General features: G+C 51.9%; 14 protein-coding genes. 8 read left to right on the top strand and 6 right to left on the bottom strand.

Going from position 1 to position 16472, the window contains the following annotated elements:
• Positions 1 to 42: 42 nt before the first annotated feature.
• The 3 genes from X965_RS11945 to X965_RS11935 all read left to right on the top strand — a co-directional run bounded on the left by X965_RS11945 (position 43) and on the right by X965_RS11935 (position 2076).
• Positions 43 to 663: a peptidylprolyl isomerase gene (locus X965_RS11945; protein WP_036418210.1), complete on the top strand. Its 621-nt coding sequence runs from the start codon at positions 43 to 45 to the stop codon at positions 661 to 663.
• 134 nt (positions 664 to 797) lie between these two features.
• Positions 798 to 1538 (top strand): 3'(2'),5'-bisphosphate nucleotidase CysQ, encoded by a 741-nt coding sequence (cysQ, locus tag X965_RS11940; RefSeq protein WP_036418209.1) that lies wholly within the window; start codon positions 798 to 800, stop codon positions 1536 to 1538.
• A gap of 331 nt (positions 1539 to 1869) precedes the next feature.
• Positions 1870 to 2076 carry a DUF1107 domain-containing protein gene (locus X965_RS11935; RefSeq protein WP_004234508.1) on the top strand — a complete coding sequence of 69 codons (207 nt, stop codon included), beginning with the start codon at positions 1870 to 1872 and terminating at the stop codon, positions 2074 to 2076.
• Between the two features lie 33 nt (positions 2077 to 2109).
• On the opposite strand, the gene X965_RS11930 is transcribed toward X965_RS11935, so the two are convergent.
• Both X965_RS11930 and msrA read right to left on the bottom strand, forming a co-directional pair.
• The gene (locus X965_RS11930; protein WP_004234510.1) at positions 2110 to 3480 is read right to left on the bottom strand and encodes a hemolysin family protein; all 1371 of its coding nucleotides are present in this window, start codon (positions 3478 to 3480) and stop codon (positions 2110 to 2112) included.
• Between the two features lie 178 nt (positions 3481 to 3658).
• On the bottom strand, positions 3659 to 4324 hold the full coding sequence (msrA, locus tag X965_RS11925) for a peptide-methionine (S)-S-oxide reductase MsrA (protein WP_004241375.1): 666 nt from the start codon (positions 4322 to 4324) through the stop codon (positions 3659 to 3661).
• A gap of 192 nt (positions 4325 to 4516) precedes the next feature.
• Here msrA and X965_RS11920 point away from each other — a divergent pair, with 192 nt between their 5' ends.
• From X965_RS11920 to X965_RS11910, 3 genes are read left to right on the top strand one after another with little or no spacing between them, the layout of a single operon-like run.
• Positions 4517 to 6259 carry an autotransporter assembly complex family protein gene (locus X965_RS11920; protein WP_036418207.1) on the top strand — a complete coding sequence of 581 codons (1743 nt, stop codon included), beginning with the start codon at positions 4517 to 4519 and terminating at the stop codon, positions 6257 to 6259.
• Positions 6259 to 10029 carry a translocation/assembly module TamB domain-containing protein gene (locus X965_RS11915; RefSeq protein WP_036418204.1) on the top strand — a complete coding sequence of 1257 codons (3771 nt, stop codon included), beginning with the start codon at positions 6259 to 6261 and terminating at the stop codon, positions 10027 to 10029. The genes X965_RS11920 and X965_RS11915 overlap by 1 nt, the downstream gene beginning before the upstream one ends.
• Before the next feature lie 3 nt (positions 10030 to 10032).
• A complete protein-coding gene (locus tag X965_RS11910) occupies positions 10033 to 10395 on the top strand; it encodes a gamma-glutamylcyclotransferase (RefSeq protein WP_036418203.1) in 363 nt (120 codons plus the stop codon).
• Between the two features lie 67 nt (positions 10396 to 10462).
• Here X965_RS11910 and ppa read toward each other — a convergent pair whose 3' ends face one another.
• Entirely contained in the window at positions 10463 to 10993 is a 531-nt protein-coding gene (gene ppa, locus X965_RS11905) for an inorganic diphosphatase (protein WP_004234518.1), read from the bottom strand.
• 95 nt (positions 10994 to 11088) lie between these two features.
• Complete coding sequence (gene fbp / locus X965_RS11900) at positions 11089 to 12102, bottom strand: class 1 fructose-bisphosphatase (protein WP_036418202.1); 1014 nt, start codon at positions 12100 to 12102, stop codon at positions 11089 to 11091.
• Between the two features lie 167 nt (positions 12103 to 12269).
• Here fbp and mpl point away from each other — a divergent pair, with 167 nt between their 5' ends.
• Positions 12270 to 13622 (top strand): UDP-N-acetylmuramate:L-alanyl-gamma-D-glutamyl-meso-diaminopimelate ligase, encoded by a 1353-nt coding sequence (mpl, locus tag X965_RS11895; protein ID WP_004241380.1) that lies wholly within the window; start codon positions 12270 to 12272, stop codon positions 13620 to 13622.
• A gap of 67 nt (positions 13623 to 13689) precedes the next feature.
• Here the strand turns inward: mpl and argR are convergent, their stop codons facing one another.
• The gene (gene argR, locus X965_RS11890; RefSeq protein ID WP_004234524.1) at positions 13690 to 14160 is read right to left on the bottom strand and encodes a transcriptional regulator ArgR; all 471 of its coding nucleotides are present in this window, start codon (positions 14158 to 14160) and stop codon (positions 13690 to 13692) included.
• 448 nt (positions 14161 to 14608) lie between these two features.
• Between argR and mdh the strand changes: the two genes are divergently transcribed.
• Positions 14609 to 15547, top strand: a complete 939-nt coding sequence (gene mdh, locus X965_RS11885; RefSeq protein WP_004234526.1) for a malate dehydrogenase — start codon at positions 14609 to 14611, stop codon at positions 15545 to 15547.
• Between the two features lie 93 nt (positions 15548 to 15640).
• Here the strand turns inward: mdh and X965_RS11880 are convergent, their stop codons facing one another.
• A complete protein-coding gene (locus X965_RS11880) occupies positions 15641 to 15907 on the bottom strand; it encodes a helix-turn-helix transcriptional regulator (protein WP_015422314.1) in 267 nt (88 codons plus the stop codon).
• Between the last annotated feature and the right edge of the window lie 565 nt (positions 15908 to 16472).

Genomic DNA, 16472 nt, shown 5'->3' with positions numbered 1-16472 from the left:
CTGTTATGCTTGTTCGTCTTACTTATTACTCAGGTATCTCTCATGACACAACCGACTTTTGACACGATGGAAGCACAGGCAAGCTACGGAATCGGCTTACAAATCGGCCAGCAATTACAGGAATCCGGACTGAGCGGATTAGTACCGGAAGCCATCCTGGCCGGTATCACCGACGCACTGGAAAATAACCAGCCGGCTGTGGCGGTGGATGTTCTGCATCGTGCCCTGCGTGAAATGCATGAGCGTGCTGATGCTGTCCGCAATGAAAAACAGGCTGAGCTGGTTAAAGACGGCATGCGTTTCCTGGAAGAAAACGCGAAGAAAGAAGGCGTTTCCACCACTGAAAGCGGCCTGCAGTTCTCTGTCATTAATCAGGGTGACGGCGCTATCCCGGCCCGCACTGACCGTGTCCGTGTTCACTACACCGGCCGTCTGATCGACGGTACTGTGTTTGACAGCTCTGTACAGCGCGGCCAGCCGGCAGAATTCTCGGTAAACGGCGTGATCGCAGGCTGGATTGAAGCACTGACCCTGATGCCGGTCGGCTCCAAATGGGAACTGTATATCCCGAGCAACCTGGCTTACGGCGAGCGCGGTGCCGGTGCGGCAATCCCGCCGTACAGCACACTGGTATTCGAAGTGGAGCTGCTGGAGATCCTGTAATCTCTCTTTGTCAGCAATAACAGAATATGCGAAATGGCCGGTTTTCACCGGCCATTTTTATTTCTATACTCAGGTCTCCGGAGACGTGAACAGGATTACGCGACTCACTAACCGTTCTGTGAAAGAGGTGAAGGATGCTCAATCAAATTTGTCTGCTGGCCCGGCGGGCGGGCGATGCAATCATGGATATCTACCATCATCCCGACACACTGACCATCTCCGCCAAAGCGGATAACTCCCCCTTAACCGCTGCGGATTTAGCCGCACACCACATCATCGTGCAGGAACTGAAAGCCCTGACACCGGACATCCCGGTGCTGTCAGAGGAAGATCCGCAGCCGTGGTCTGAGCGGCAGCACTGGACACAATACTGGCTGGTGGATCCGCTCGACGGCACCAAAGAATTTATCAGCCGCAACGGTGAATTTACGGTCAATATCGCCCTGATTTCTGACGGCGTACCGGTGATGGGCGTGGTGTATGCCCCGGTACCGGACGTGCTCTATCTGGCAGAAGGCAAACACGCCTGGCGTGAGCGGGGCGGGCAGCGGATGGCTGTCAAAGTGGTGAATACAGATCTGCCGATGGTGGTGATCAGCCGTTCACATCAGGATGCGGAACTGGCGGATTATCTGGAGCAACTGGGGCCGCATGAAACCCGCGCTATCGGCTCATCCCTCAAATTCTGCCTGGTGGCGGAAGGTAAGGCGCAGCTCTATCCCCGCTTTAACCCAACCCACATCTGGGATACGGCGGCCGGACACGCCGTTGCACTCGCGGCCGGAGCGCATATTACGGACTGGAGCGGAAAAACGCTCGACTATACACCGCGTGAATCGCTGATAAACCCGGGGTTCCGCGTCAGCAGTTTCTGACTGCCATTTTATTCCCGGATAACAGTGTAATTTGCATGGTTATGCAAATTACACTGATTTTTCCCCGCCTGTTAAATTCTGTATCTGCTGACATTGATCCCGATATTTCAGCCTCACATTATTTATAAAACTTATAGTAATTATGAGGTTATTATTTCATTATTATAGTGTGACGGTGATCGATTTTCACTCTTATTTGTGAAGTAAATCGTAGTGAAGTGTCATTTTATGTAAAAATAGTGATTAAATCATTTGATTAATGAACCCGGGTGGTAGAATTGAGTCATACCTTAGGCATGAAAGAAAAGGTAAAGGGGAGGACATAAGTACGATGAAAATTTTCGCCCGTTACAACCCGGCTCAGATCGCCCGCTACGTGAAAACTTTATTCCGTGGCCGCCTGTATATACAGGGGATGGGCGCGTTTGAATTTGATTACGGCAAGATTTTACCGCCGAAAATCAGAGACAAACGCCACCTGAGTGCAATGAGTGAAATTAATCAGCAGGTATCGTTGCTGCAGGCGCAGCTGGCGTAATCACAATACCTGTCTGATGAAGAAGGGTTAGTTTTACGGTTTCTGGTGCTGTTCGTTGTGTGCCACGTCAGACTGACCCTCTTTGCCGCTTTCCGCCGCTGACGGACGCGGGACAACCGGTGCATCCGGGATCCGTGTAACCAGCAGCTGGTCAATCTTGTAGTTGTCGATATCCACCACTTCAAACTTAAAGCCTGAGAATTTCACGGAATCGGTCCGTTTCGGAATACGGCGCAGCTTATACATCAGGAACCCGGCGATGGTTTCGTAGTTGCTGTCATCCGGGAACTCATCAATATCCAGCACCCGCTGCACATCCTCAATCGGTGTACCGCCTTCAATCAGCCAGGAATTTTCATCACGGGCGACAATCTGCTCTTCCTGCCCCTGACCGACCAGATCTCCCATCAGGGTAATCATCACGTCATTGATAGTGATAACACCCATCACCATGGCGTATTCATTCAGAATGATTGCGAAGTCTTCCCCGGCATTTTTAAAGCTCTCCAGGGTGTCTGACAGGCTCAGGGTATCCGGGATCATCAGTGCCGGGCGGATTTGCACACCTTCATGCAGATTCAGGCTCTGGCCGTTCAGCACGCGGTTGAGCAGATCTTTGGAATCGACATAACCGAGCACATGATCCAGACCGCCGTCGCACACCAGGAATTTTGAGTGCGGCTGTGTGGAGATCTTCTCTTTGATGCTCTCTTCGTTTTCCTGCTTGTCGAAATAGACCACGCTCTCACGGGAGGTCATAGCAGACGGCACAGTACGGGATTCCAGCTCAAACACGTTTTCGATCAGTTCGTGCTCCTGCTTGCGCAGCACACCGGCGACCGCACCTGCTTCCACCACCGCGTAAATATCATCAGAAGTGATATCTTCATTTCGCGCCAGCGGGATTTTGAATAATTTAAAGAACAGGTTGGATAATCCGTTAAACAGCCAGGCCAGCGGGCGCAGTACTGTCAGGCAAAAACGCATCGGCTGGACAATCCGGATGGCGACCGCTTCCGGTTTGATCATCCCGAGACGTTTCGGGGTCAGATCCGCCAGCAGGATAAACATGGAGGTCACGATAATAAATGACAATACTGAGCCGAGCTGCTGTGCGGCGGCATCGGCCATAAAATTGCCGAACAGGGTGCGCAGCGCCGGTGAAAAGGCCGATTCACCGACAATACCGGCGAGGATCGCCACGGCGTTCAGGCCGATTTGCACCACGGTGAAGAACATCCCCGGTGCTTCCTGCAAACGGAGCACATGGGCGGCATTGGTATTGCCTTCGTCAATCATGACTTTGAGTTTGATACGCCGCGAGGCGGCCAGTGATATTTCAGATAACGAAAAGAATGCGCTGATCGCGCAGAGTAACAGGACGATTAATAAACTATTTAACATATAAGTTCCGAATGGCCGGCACGATTGCCTCTGGGCGCGCTGTTGTTGATTATGCGTGGCGACCGGTTATTTTAGATATATAGAGCATAAGTATCGGATATTAAAAAAGAAAGGCGCACAGAACATCCAATTTGTCTGTGCGCGGATGTGCAGTATAGCACCGGAACGGGAAAAGCGGCTAGTTTCTCAGCGAAGGCGGAAGACAAACACCGATCCCGCCGAGCCCGCAGTAGCCTTCCGGGTTCTTATCCAGGTATTGCTGGTGGTAATCCTCCGCCACATAAAACGGGCCGAGCGGGCGGATGGCCGTGGTGATACTGCGGCTGTCGTTATTGTCATTCATCGCCTGCTGATACTGCTCACGGGAAGCAAGTGCCTGCACGCGCTGGCTGTCAGACTGGGTATAGATAGCAGAACGGTACTGTGAGCCGATATCGCCGCCCTGTTTCATGCCCTGTGCCGGGTCGTGGTTTTCCCAGAACAGACGCAGCAGATCGGCATAGCTGATAACGGACGGGTCATACACAATGCGGACGGCTTCAGCATGACCGGTGTTGCCGGTGCAGACGCCTTCATAGGACGGGTTCTTTGTCGTACCACCGGTGTAACCGGCGGTGGTGCTGTACACGCCCGGCTGCTGCCAGAACAGGCGCTCCACGCCCCAGAAGCAGCCCATAGCGAAATACGCGGTATCAAAGCCGTCAGGCACATGGTTCACATCATGGCCGGTTACGGTATGGCGCGGGCTGATGGTCAGTGCCACAGCGCTGTCCGGCAGTGCATCAGCGGCGGAAACAGGAGATACAACAGTGTCCTGCGGGTATTGAGTGGTGTTTTGTGTCATTTGCGGTGGCTCCTGTTTTAAGAATAATCGGTGCATTATCAGCAGATTTCAGGTTATTTATCTTATGTATCTATAGTAAACTTCAAATTATTTTCATTTATACCCTTATTCATTCACATTACCGGTTCGTTGGCTGTATTCTGAATGAATAAAGGTATATCTCAGTCAAATCGCAGAAATTCAGGAGTTGATGTGATCCGGTACCCTCTTGTTTGTGTTGTCGCTGTGTCTCTCACATCCCCTCTGGCATATAGTGCAAATCTTCGCTTAAAAGTGGAAGGGCTCAGCGGGCAACTTGAAAAAAATGCAAGAGTCCAGCTTTCCACTATCACGACCGATGAGGTCGTGGCTGACGGCCGTTTTCGTGCCCGGGTGGAAAAAGCCATCAAAGAAGGGCTTCGTCCGCTGGGGTATTATGAGCCGGTGATCACCTTTGATTATCAGGACAATGCACCGCCTGCACGGCCGGTGTTGTATGCCCGTGTCGTCCCGGGGGAACCGGTTAAAATTGCCGGGGTTACCGTGGATATCGAAGGCGCGGCAAAAACTGATCCCGCATTCAAAAAATTCATTACCAAAAATACACCTGAAACCGGGACTGTCGTCAATCACGGCGAGTACGAAAGTTTTAAAAGCGGATTATCAGGGCTTGCCTTAAAACGCGGCTATTTTGATGCCGAAATGGAAAAAAGCCAGCTCGGCATTGCGCTTTCCCGTCATGCGGCCTACTGGGATTTTGTGTTCAACAGTGGCAAACGATACCGTTTCGGGAAAGTGAATTACCAGGGCTCGCAAATCAGCGATGAATACCTGGAAGGTTTGGTGCCGTTTAAAGAAGGCGATTACTACACCTCTGATCAACTGGCAGAATTTAACCGTCTGCTGGCGGAAACCGGCTGGTTCCAGTCCGCGATCGTCACCCCGGATATTGCAAAGGCCCGGGCGGATAACAGTGATTATCTGACCATGGATGCCTCATTCACTCCGCGCGCGCAAAACTTTGTCGAGCTGGGCGGCGGCTTTGCCACCGATGTGGGGCCGCGTGTTCAGGCGAAATGGAATAAGCCGTGGGTGAATTCCAGCGGCCACAGCCTGACCTCCAGTATCAGCCTGTCCGCGCCGGAACAGATTATTGATACCTCTTACCGCATCCCGCTGAAGGTCAACCCGATTGAGCAGTATTACGCCGTCTCCGGCGGGTATAAGCGTACCGATCTGAATGATACCAAAGCCGATACTGCGACAGTCAGTGTTTCCCGTAACTGGGATTTATCCACCGGCTGGCAGTACGGTATCAATATGCGCTGGAGTCTCAGCCACTTTACCCAGGCGGATATCACCAACACCACCATGCTGCTCTATCCGGGGGTGAATGTCAGCCGTGTCCGTTCGCGGGGCGGGATGATGCCATCCTGGGGGGACAGTCAGCGCTACTCAGTGGATGTTTCCAATGAAATGTGGGGCTCGGATGTGGATTTTTCCATTTTCCGCGCCCGTAACGTCTGGGTGAGAACGCCGTGGGATGGTCACCGCTTTGTGATGCGCGGCAACCTCGGCTGGATTGAAACCAATAACTTCGACAAAGTCCCGCCTGATCTGCGTTTCTTCGCCGGTGGCGACGGCAGTATCCGGGGTTACCGTTACAACAAAATCTCACCGGAAGATGCTGACGGCAAACTGACAGGGGGCTCGCGGCTGGTGGTCGGCTCGCTGGAATACCAGTACAACGTGACCGGTGACTGGTGGGGCGCGGTATTTGTGGACAGCGGTGAAGTGGTGAATGATATCAAACGGAGTAATTTCAAAACCGGTGCCGGTGTCGGGGTACGCTGGGCATCACCGGTCGGGCCGATCAAATTTGACCTTGCCGCGCCGGTAGGTGATAACGAAACGAAAAATATCCAGTTTTACATCGGCTTGGGGGCAGAACTCTGATGAAATGGCTGAAGTATCTGAAATGGCCGGCAATCATTCTGCTGGTTCTCATTCTGCTGACTGGCGGCACACTCGGCTGGATCCTGGGGACACAGTCCGGCCTGCATTTTGCGCTGAATCTTGCACCGCGTGTGGTCTCCGGCCTGGCTATCGGTCAGGTTGAGGGTGATCTGCGTAATCTGACCCTGAAGCAGGTGAAATACACCATGCCGGGTATTGATGTCAGCGTGGATAAGGTCAACCTGGCGCTGCGCCTGAGCTGTCTGAAAGACATGACACTCTGTGTTGAAAACCTCAGCACGGACGGCACGCGCGTTGCTGTCGATACGGCAAAACTGCCGCCGTCAGAAGAAACTCCGCCGTCAGAGCCGCTGACAGAGCTGAATGCGCCGCTGACCATTTTCCTGGATTCTCTCTCTGTGACCAACACACAGGTCACCGTGGATGATATGGCGGTAAATCTGGATACCTTCCGCACCGCCATGACCTGGCAGGGCGACCAGTTGACCCTGAAACCAACGGTAATTAATGCCCTTTCTGTTGTGCTGCCGAAAAGTGACCCGGCTGCGGCAGAAGAACCGGCGCCGGCAGCGGATGCACCGGAAAAGCCGTTAGGTGAAACTATCAGTGAGATTTTTGCTCAGCCGATGCTGGCGGAACTGCCGGAGGTTATTCTGCCGCTGAATATCTCAGTGGAAGGTATTTCCGGTGAGAACTGGCAGGTGAGCGGTGATGCGCCGGTAACCCTCAATTCCCTGCACCTGGCACTGTTTAACAAAGGGCAGGTGCTGACCCTCAGTGATCTGTCTGCGGATGCGCCACAGGGCAATATCGCGGTCAGCGGGGAAGTGGCGCTCAGTGAAAAATGGCCGGTGGCGTTGTCGGTGAAAGGCCATGTCCGTGATTTTGAGGAATTCAGCGGGCAGGATCTCGATCTCACCCTGAACGGCGGGCTGCTCGATGAGCTGAAACTGGCGCTGGCACTGAAAGGGCCGGTCAATGCCACGCTGGATGCACAGACCAACCTGACACAGGCCGATCTGCCGCTGCTGCTGACCCTGGAGAGTCAGAAAGTCAGCTGGCCGCTGACCGGTGAGGCGGATTATCAGCTTGATGGCGTGAAACTGCGCCTTAACGGGAAAGTGAGCGGTTACGACCTCTCCCTGCGTTCGGATATCAAAGGAAAGGACATCCCGCCTGCGCTGCTGACGCTGGATGCGAAAGGGAATACTGAACAGCTGAATCTTACCCGGCTGCGCCTGAATGCGTTACAGGGCTTTGCGGAAGTGACCGGGGTGGCGGACTGGCAGAAAGCCATCAGCTGGCAGGCGGTTCTGACGCTCTCCGGGCTGAATACCGCAAAAGCCTATCCGGAGTGGCCGGCCAAAGTGGACGGCAAAATCAGTACCCGGGGCAGCCTGTACGGTGGTAACTGGGAGCTTGAAATCCCGGATATCACCCTTGACGGCAAAGTGAAAACCTATCCGCTGAAAGCGCGCGGTAATGTGAAAGGTAACGCAGGCGGTCAGTGGACAATCCCGGATCTGAAACTGGCACTGGGTAACAATAAACTGGATGTGCGGGGCGAGCTGGCAGATGCCTGGAAGCTGGATGCGGATATCAATGCACCGGCGCTCGGCGGCCTGGTTCCGGGGCTGGCGGGAACGGTCAAAGGGAAGCTCAATGTCCGTGGCAATATGGAAAAACCACAGATCCTCGCCGACCTGGCTGTTCACAGCCTGAAATGGCAGAACGATCTGTCGGTGGCGGATGCGAAAATCAAAGGGGATATCACCTCCGCAGAGCAGATCAAAGGCCAGCTGGATGTGACGGTGAATCAGCTGAAGCAGGCCGATCTGGTGATCAGCAACCTGACCCTGAATGCCAAAGGTACCGAAGCACAGCACCAGCTGAAACTGACCATGAAAGGCGAGCCGGTCTCGGCACAACTGATGCTGAACGGCGGATTTGACCGTAAAACCGAAACCTGGAAAGGTACGCTGAATAACACCCGCTTTGACACACCGGTGGGTGAGTGGTCACTCAGTAAAGCAATGGCGCTGACCTATCTGAATGAAAAACAGGAAGTGACCATCGGCACCCATTGCTGGGTAAATCCGGATGCCCGTATCTGTGTGCCGAAACCGATCACCGCCGGGGCTTCCGGTAATGCATCTGTTGCCCTTGAACGTTTTGATCTGGCGATGATTAAACCATTCCTTGGCCCGGATACCCGGCTGGACGGCGTATTCAGCGGTAATGCCAATGTCCGCTGGTTTGCGGACGGTTCACTGCCGGTGGTGGATGCCTCCCTGAAAGGCAACGGTGTGAAGGTGGTGCAGAACCTCGACGGCACGAATCTGCCGGTTGCATTTGATACCCTGACCATGACCGCCGCCATGAAGAACGGCAAACTCAATCTTCAGTGGCTGATTGCTATCGCCGGTAACGGGAAAATTAACGGTAATGTCCAGATTTCTGATCTGGAGAAACGCCGCCAGCTGAGCGGGAATGTCGGGATCGATAATATCTCGCTGGATCTGCTGAAACCATTGCTCGGCAAAGGGGATAAAGCCACCGGGCGGCTGAATGCGGGGCTGCGTCTGGGCGGTAATGCTGCATCACCGCTGCTGTTTGGCCAGCTGGGATTATCAGATCTCGCCGTCAGCGGCCGTCTGCTGCCGTTTGATATCACAACCGGCGGACTGACCGTGAACTTTGATGGCGCCCGTTCTGATCTCAGCGGAAACATCAAAACGCCGGAAGGGTATCTTAACCTCAGCGGTAACGCGGACTGGCGCAGAATGGATGCCTGGAGTGCGCGGATCTTCGCACAGGGTGACAAACTGCGCGTTTCCCTGCCGCCGATGATCCGGATTGATGTCAGCCCGGATCTGGTCTTTGAGGCGACACCGTCGATGCTGAAGCTGGACGGTACGGTCAATATTCCGTGGGCGCGGATCACCGTGCATGAAGTACCGGAGTCTGCCGTCAGCGCTACATCCGACGAAGTGATGCTGGATGACAACTTACAGCCAATCCGTGAGAAACAGATCAGTATTCCGATCCTGAGTAATCTGCGGATCCATATCGGTGATGATGTGCTGCTCGATGCCTTTGGTCTGAAAGCAAAACTGACCGGGGATCTGAAAGTCGCCCAGGATAAACAGGGACTGGGGCTCAACGGCCAGGTGGATATTCCGCGCGGGCGTTTCCATGCTTACGGGCAGGATCTGCTGGTGCGCAAAGGACAGATTCTGTTCTCCGGTCCGGCTGATCAGCCGTTCCTTAATCTGGAAGCTATCCGTAACCCGGATAACACCGCCAACGGCGTGATCGCGGGTGTCCGGGTGACCGGGCTTGCCGACAGACCGAAAGTGGAAATATTTTCTGACCCGGCGATGTCCCAGGAAAATGCCCTCTCTTATTTGCTGCGCGGTGAGGGGCTGGATTCCGGTGACGCAGACAGTTCGCAGATGACATCCATGCTTATCAGCCTCGGGGTGGCACAAAGCGGGCAGTTAGTCGGAAAAATTGGTGAAACATTCGGTATTTCGGATCTGGCGCTGGATACCCAGGGTGTGGGCGATAAGTCGCAGGTTGTGGTCAGCGGTAAGATAACCAACGACCTGCAGGTAAAATATGGTGTCGGTATATTTGACTCCTTAGCGACCTTAACGTTACGCTATAGGTTAATGCCCAGGTTATATCTGGAAGCGGTGTCTGGTGTTAACCAGGCGATCGATCTGCTTTATCAGTTTGAGTTTTAATATATGCGAGTGATCGTTTATGGCAGTTTGCGGCAGAAACAGGGCAACCATCATTGGATGACCTATGCCGCCCTGCTGGGAGAATATACGCTTGAAGGCTATGACCTGTATGATTTGGGACACTATCCTGCGGTGGTACCGGGAACCGGTTCGATCGAATGTGAAGTGTACCGGATCTCCTCGTCGATCCTGACTGAGCTGGATGAATTAAAAAAAGATGGTCAGGATTACCGGCGTGAATTGGTTTCAACGCCGTACGGCAGTGCCTGGATTTACTTATATCAGCGTCCGGTGGACGGACTGGTGAAGATAAATTGCGGGGACTGGCTGAAACGGCACGAGGCAGATGGCCCGGAAAGCGAATGATTTCCCTGTGAATAAAAAAACCGCTGTGAAAACAGCGGTTTTTTTTGTCTCTGAAACGGACTGCGGATTATTTTTTCGCAGCGCGTTCGAAAGAAGCAATGATTTCAGCTTTGGCGGCAGCAGCATCTTCCCAGCCGTCAACTTTCACCCATTTGCCTTTTTCGAGATCTTTGTAGTGCTCGAAGAAGTGAGTGATCTGAGCTTTCAGCAGCTCAGGCAGATCGTTCACATCTTTAATGTGATCGTATTCTTTGCTCAGTTTGGTGTGCGGAACCGCAACCAGTTTGGCATCTTCACCGGATTCGTCGGTCATTTTCAGCACGCCGACAGGACGGCAGCGGATCACTGAACCCGGCTGTAACGGATACGGAGTCGGAACCAGCACGTCTACCGGATCACCATCCAGAGATAAGGTGTGGTTGATGTAACCGTAGTTACACGGGTAGAACATAGCGGTTGACATGAAACGGTCAACAAACAGTGCACCGGATTCTTTATCAACTTCGTATTTAATCGGATCTGCGTTGGCAGGGATTTCGATAACAACATAGATATCTTCTGGCAGCTCTTTACCTGCCGGAACATTATTCAGGCTCATGAACGGATTCCTTAATCTTCAGAACAAATAGCGTGGCGGATATTATAACGAAAAAAAGGCGGTGGTATACCGCCTTTTCCTTCGCTTACTGTTGGTTACTTCCCGTTTTCGTCCGAGAATTCCGCCATAAAGCTTTCGGCTTTCTCTACCATTGAGCGGGTACCGACAAAGTACGGTGAACGCTGGTGGAGTTTTTCCGGAATGATATCGAGGATACGGTTCTTACCGTCACTCGCTTTACCGCCAGCCTGTTCCGCGAGGAATGACATCGGGTTGCACTCATACAGCAGACGCAGTTTACCGTTCGGGTGGCTTGCGGTGCTCGGGTAGATGTAAATTCCGCCCTTGAGCAGGTTGCGGTGGAAATCCGCCACCAGAGAGCCGATATAACGGGTGGTGTACGGGCGGTCAGTTGCCGGATCTTCTTCCTGGCAGTATTTGATGTATTTTTTCACGCCGACAGGGAAACGGATGTAGTTCCCTTCGTTGATGGAATACATTTTACCGTTTTCCGGGAATTTCATATCCGCCTGGCACAGGCAGAACACACCCAGAGACGGGTCATAGGTGAAGGCGTGAACACCGTTACCGGTGGTATAAACCAGCATGGTGGAAGAGCCGTAAACCACATAACCGGCAGCAACCTGGCGGTTACCCGGCTGGAGGAAGTCAGCTTCGGTGACCGGCTGGCCCAGCGGGGTGATACGGTGATAAATAGAGAAAATAGTACCGACTGACACATTCACATCAATATTGGATGAGCCGTCGAGCGGATCCATCAGAACCACATATTTGGCGTTTTCCGCACGGCCGCCCTCAAAAACAACAATGTCGTCTTCTTCTTCGGAGGCAATACCGGCAACTTCACCACGGGCTTTCAGCGCGGCTTTCAGTTTCTCGTTGGCATAGAGATCCAGTTTCATCTGGACTTCGCCCTGCACGTTTGAGATACCATTAGTACCAAGGATATCAACCAGCCCGGCTTTGTTGATATCACGGTGAATAATCTTAGCGCCTAACTTAATCGCGGAGAGGAGTGCAGTCAGTTCTCCGGTGGCGTGAGAAAAGTCCTGCTGTTTTTCGACGATAAATTCGCCTAATGTTTTCATGACGTACGTCCTGAAGTGGGTGAAATAAAAGTATTACGAAAGCGGTTGCCCGTAAACGCGGGTGCAAGTTTAGCCAAAGAAAATCATAATTGATAGGCTAATCCGTTTCAGTTCTTTTGAGAGATGGTTAGAATAGTGACCAACGTCATGCTATTGGATAAAAAATAATGCATATTCATATTCTCGGTATCTGCGGCACCTTCATGGGCAGCCTGGCTATCCTGGCCCGTGCACAGGGGCACAAAGTGACCGGTTCGGATCAGAATGTCTACCCGCCGATGAGTGATTTACTGACAGAGCAGGGGATCGAACTGATTCAGGGTTATGACCCGGCTCAGCTGATGCCGCGCCCGGATATGGTGGTGATCGGCAATGCCATGAAACGCGGAAACCCGTGTGTCGAGGCGGTGCTGAACCAGGGAATTCCTTACACTTCAGGGCCGCAGTGGCTGCATGACCATGTACTGCCGGAGCGCTGGGTGCTGGCGGTTGCCGGGACTCACGGCAAAACCACCACTGCAGGTATGCTGGCGTGGATTCTGGAAGACTGCGGCTATCAGCCGGGCTTTTTGATCGGCGGTGTCCCGGGGAACTTTGATGTTTCCGCCACGCTGGGTAACAGTCCGTTCTTTGTTATCGAAGCGGATGAATATGACTGTGCATTCTTTGATAAGCGCTCAAAATTTGTTCACTACAGCCCGCGCACACTGCTGCTCAACAACCTCGAGTTTGATCACGCGGATATCTTTGAAAACCTCGCTGCGATTGAAAAACAGTTCCATCATCTGGTGCGTGTGGTGCCGGGTGACGGCAAAATTATCGCCCCGGCGCAGGATGCCAATCTGAAACAGGTGCTCAGTATGGGCTGCTGGAGTGAGGAAGAGTACACCGGCGACAACGCCCGCTGGCAGGCGGAGAAAGTCACCAATGACTGCGGTGAGTTCGATGTGCGTTATGACGGTGAAATCAGCGGCCGCGTGACCTGGGGACTGGTGGGCGAGCATAATATGCAGAACGCCCTGATGGCGGTGGCTGCCGCACATCACGTCGGTGTGCCGGTCGCGGAAGCCTGCCGTGCGCTGGGGAAATTTATCAACGCCCGCCGCCGCCTTGAGCTGCGCGGTGAGGTGAACGGTATCAGTGTCTATGATGACTTTGCGCATCACCCGACGGCGATTCTGGCCACATTACAGGCGCTGCGCAGTAAAGTCGGCGGTACAGCCCGCATCCTGGTGGTTCTGGAGCCGCGTTCAAACACCATGAAAATGGGGATCAGCAAAGACGATATCGCGCCTGCGCTGGGTCGTGCGGATGAAGTCTTTATCTTCCAGCCGGCGAATATTCCGTGGCTGGTCAGTGAAATTACCGAGCGTTGTGTACAACCGGCATACTGGAGCGGTGACCTGGATGCGCTGACCAATATGGTGGCCGAACATGCACAGCCGGGGGATCATATCCTGGTGATGAGCAACGGTAGCTTCGGTGGTATCCACGATAAACTGCTGGAAAAACTGAAGTAATCTGAGCAAGAATAAAAAACCGCGCGGTGCATCAGTACCACGCGGTTTTTTTATGATTAACGGCGGATTACAGTTCCTGCTCGAACAGGGCGAGAATCGCTTCGTAAAGCTGTTCTGTGGTGAAATCTTTGGCCGGTGTCGAGAAAATAGTGTCATCCCCGGCGATACTGCCGAGAATGCCCTCGGATTTGCCGATGGAGTCCAGCAGACGGGCAATCAGCTGTGCTGCTCCCGGGCTGGTACGGATAACCACAACCGAATCATTGTAATCAATATCCAGCACCAGGTTTTTTAACGGGCTGGTGGCTGTCGGAACACCCAGTTCCGCAGGCAGACAGTAAACCATTTCCATTTTCGCGTTACGGGTGCGGACAGCACCGAACTTGGTCAGCATCCTGGAAATCTTGGACTGGTTAATATTCTCAAAGCCCTCTTCCTGCAGGGCGGTGACGATCTCCCCCTGAGAGCTGAATTTCTCTTCTTTCAACAGCGCCTTAAACGCCTTGATCAGATCTTCCTGTTTAGAAGGTGCGCGCATAGTCTTTCCTGCAAATTTGGATACGAACCTTATTATTATGCGGAAAAATGCATTTTTATGCAAATTAAACCCTGTGGTCTGACCGGGGGAAACCGCATTAATGGTCAAAACTGGTGATCAGCTCACGTAATTGACATTGCTTATGACTCTGACCGGGTTATCACCGGAGGTAAATATATTGTTAATTAAATGAGGTTGTTATCAGTTACGCATCGGTATATTAACGTGCATGACTATAAGTGCACTTAAAGTAAAATAATTGTCAAAATAGTGTTCCTTATCTCATTAACAGATAAGCGATTTGTTTAGAATGGATAACAATAGACAAACAGATTCAAATGCGTGAATATGCAATCAGTCTGTTAAAATATTGTATTCACAGCCCTCATGCACGGATTGGCGCCTGATGCGCAATCGTGCTAACCGTCCCAAGTTAAGGAGTCTCAGGATGAAAGTTGCAGTTCTCGGAGCAGCAGGTGGTATTGGTCAGGCTCTCGCCCTTCTTCTTAAAACCCAGCTTCCTTCAGGTTCAGATCTTACTTTATATGATATCGCACCGGTCACACCGGGTGTGGCAAAAGATCTCAGCCATATTCCGACCGATGTCCGGATCACCGGATTCGCGGGAGAGGATCCTACCCCTGCATTAGAAGGCGCGGATATTGTCCTGATTTCTGCCGGTGTGGCCCGTAAACCCGGCATGGATCGTTCTGATCTGTTTAATGTTAACGCGGGGATCGTCCGCAATCTGGTGGAAAAAATTGCCAAAACCTGTCCGAAAGCATTAATCGGCATTATCACCAACCCGGTGAACACCACAGTGGCGATCGCGGCAGAAGTGCTGAAAAAAGCCGGTGTGTATGACAAAAATCGCCTGTTCGGCGTGACCACGCTGGACATTATCCGTTCCAACACCTTTGTGGCGGAACTGAAAGGCAAGAAACCACAGGAGCTGGAAGTGCCGGTTATCGGCGGCCACTCCGGTGTGACCATTCTGCCGCTGCTGTCTCAGATCCCGGGTGTCAGCTTCAGCGACGCGGAAATCGACAGCCTGACCAAACGCATCCAGAACGCCGGTACTGAAGTGGTGGAAGCCAAAGCAGGCGGCGGGTCCGCAACGCTCTCTATGGGCCAGGCAGCCGCGCGTTTCGGCCTGTCACTGGTTCGCGCCATGCAGGGTGAAAGCAATGTGGTGGAATGCACTTATACCGAAGGTGACGGCAAATACGCCCGTTTCTTCGCCCAGCCGGTCGTGTTAGGCAAGAACGGTGTTGAGAGGCGTCTGGATATCGGCTCACTCAGTGCATATGAAGAGAAAGCACTGAACGGCATGCTGGATGTGCTGAAGGCCGATATTGCGCTTGGTGAGAAATTTATTAACAGCTGAATTATTAAATAGTTGTATTTATTTTTTTGAGCCGTAAATAAAACCGCTAATTACGATTAGCGGTTTTATTGTTTTTATAAGTATATATTGAAATTAATTAGTTACCTTCACTCTTATTTTCCTATCTAATAATTCACCTGTGATAGAATTAAAATAACGGCTGGGCCAAATCTCTGACGGATGGACGGCGAGAAAGTCTGCGATGAGCCATTCACCCTTCGGCCACGGCCGGGAAAGCGCGTTAGCAAGCGTTGAGGAGCTGAGTCCCGCACTGCGCGACAAGGCGGCTAGGGTTGTCCCCCGTTTCTTCAGCGATGCAATTATATCAGCAGGGTGCCAGTCAGATTTACCGGAATCCATATATTGAGTCCTTTTTATTTTAGATTAATGTTGTGTTAGTGGTATAAATAACGGGTTGCCATCACATTAAAGATGAACCCAATTCGTTATTAAGAAAATAAAATACCATTATTTTTCTAAATATTTTCTTAAATTTTTTCTTAAAAATATCTTTTTTGAACTCTGTTACAGAATTAAGAAACAGAATGAAAATGGGCAGGTAACACAAAGGAATGAATGAAGTAAGCATATTTACTTACTTAACATAAGGAGTTTGTTGATGAAACAAAAGCGGTTTTTACCTGTTATCAGGCGTGATACGCCAGCAGCAGCACTGAGTCGGATCTCATTTTCTGCCCGGTGGTCATTGTAGTCAGTGTTTACCGTTATTGTAATAAAATATGCCGATTATTCACAAAAAGATGATGTTTTATCCTTGCATTTGTAAAATATTCTCGTGAAAATCGGAATGAATCCGGAAGCTGTTGAAAAATTCAGTGTAGCTAAAGCATTTGTCATTTTTAGGAAAGTGCCCGGCAAATTCACGCAGTTTAAGCACGGAAATTGCCGATTTTTTGCTGAAAAT

Source organism: Morganella sp. EGD-HP17 (genome assembly GCF_000512315.2).
In the GTDB taxonomy this organism is placed as follows: domain Bacteria; phylum Pseudomonadota; class Gammaproteobacteria; order Enterobacterales; family Enterobacteriaceae; genus Morganella; species Morganella morganii.
This window is presented reverse-complemented; position numbering and strand designations above follow the sequence as displayed.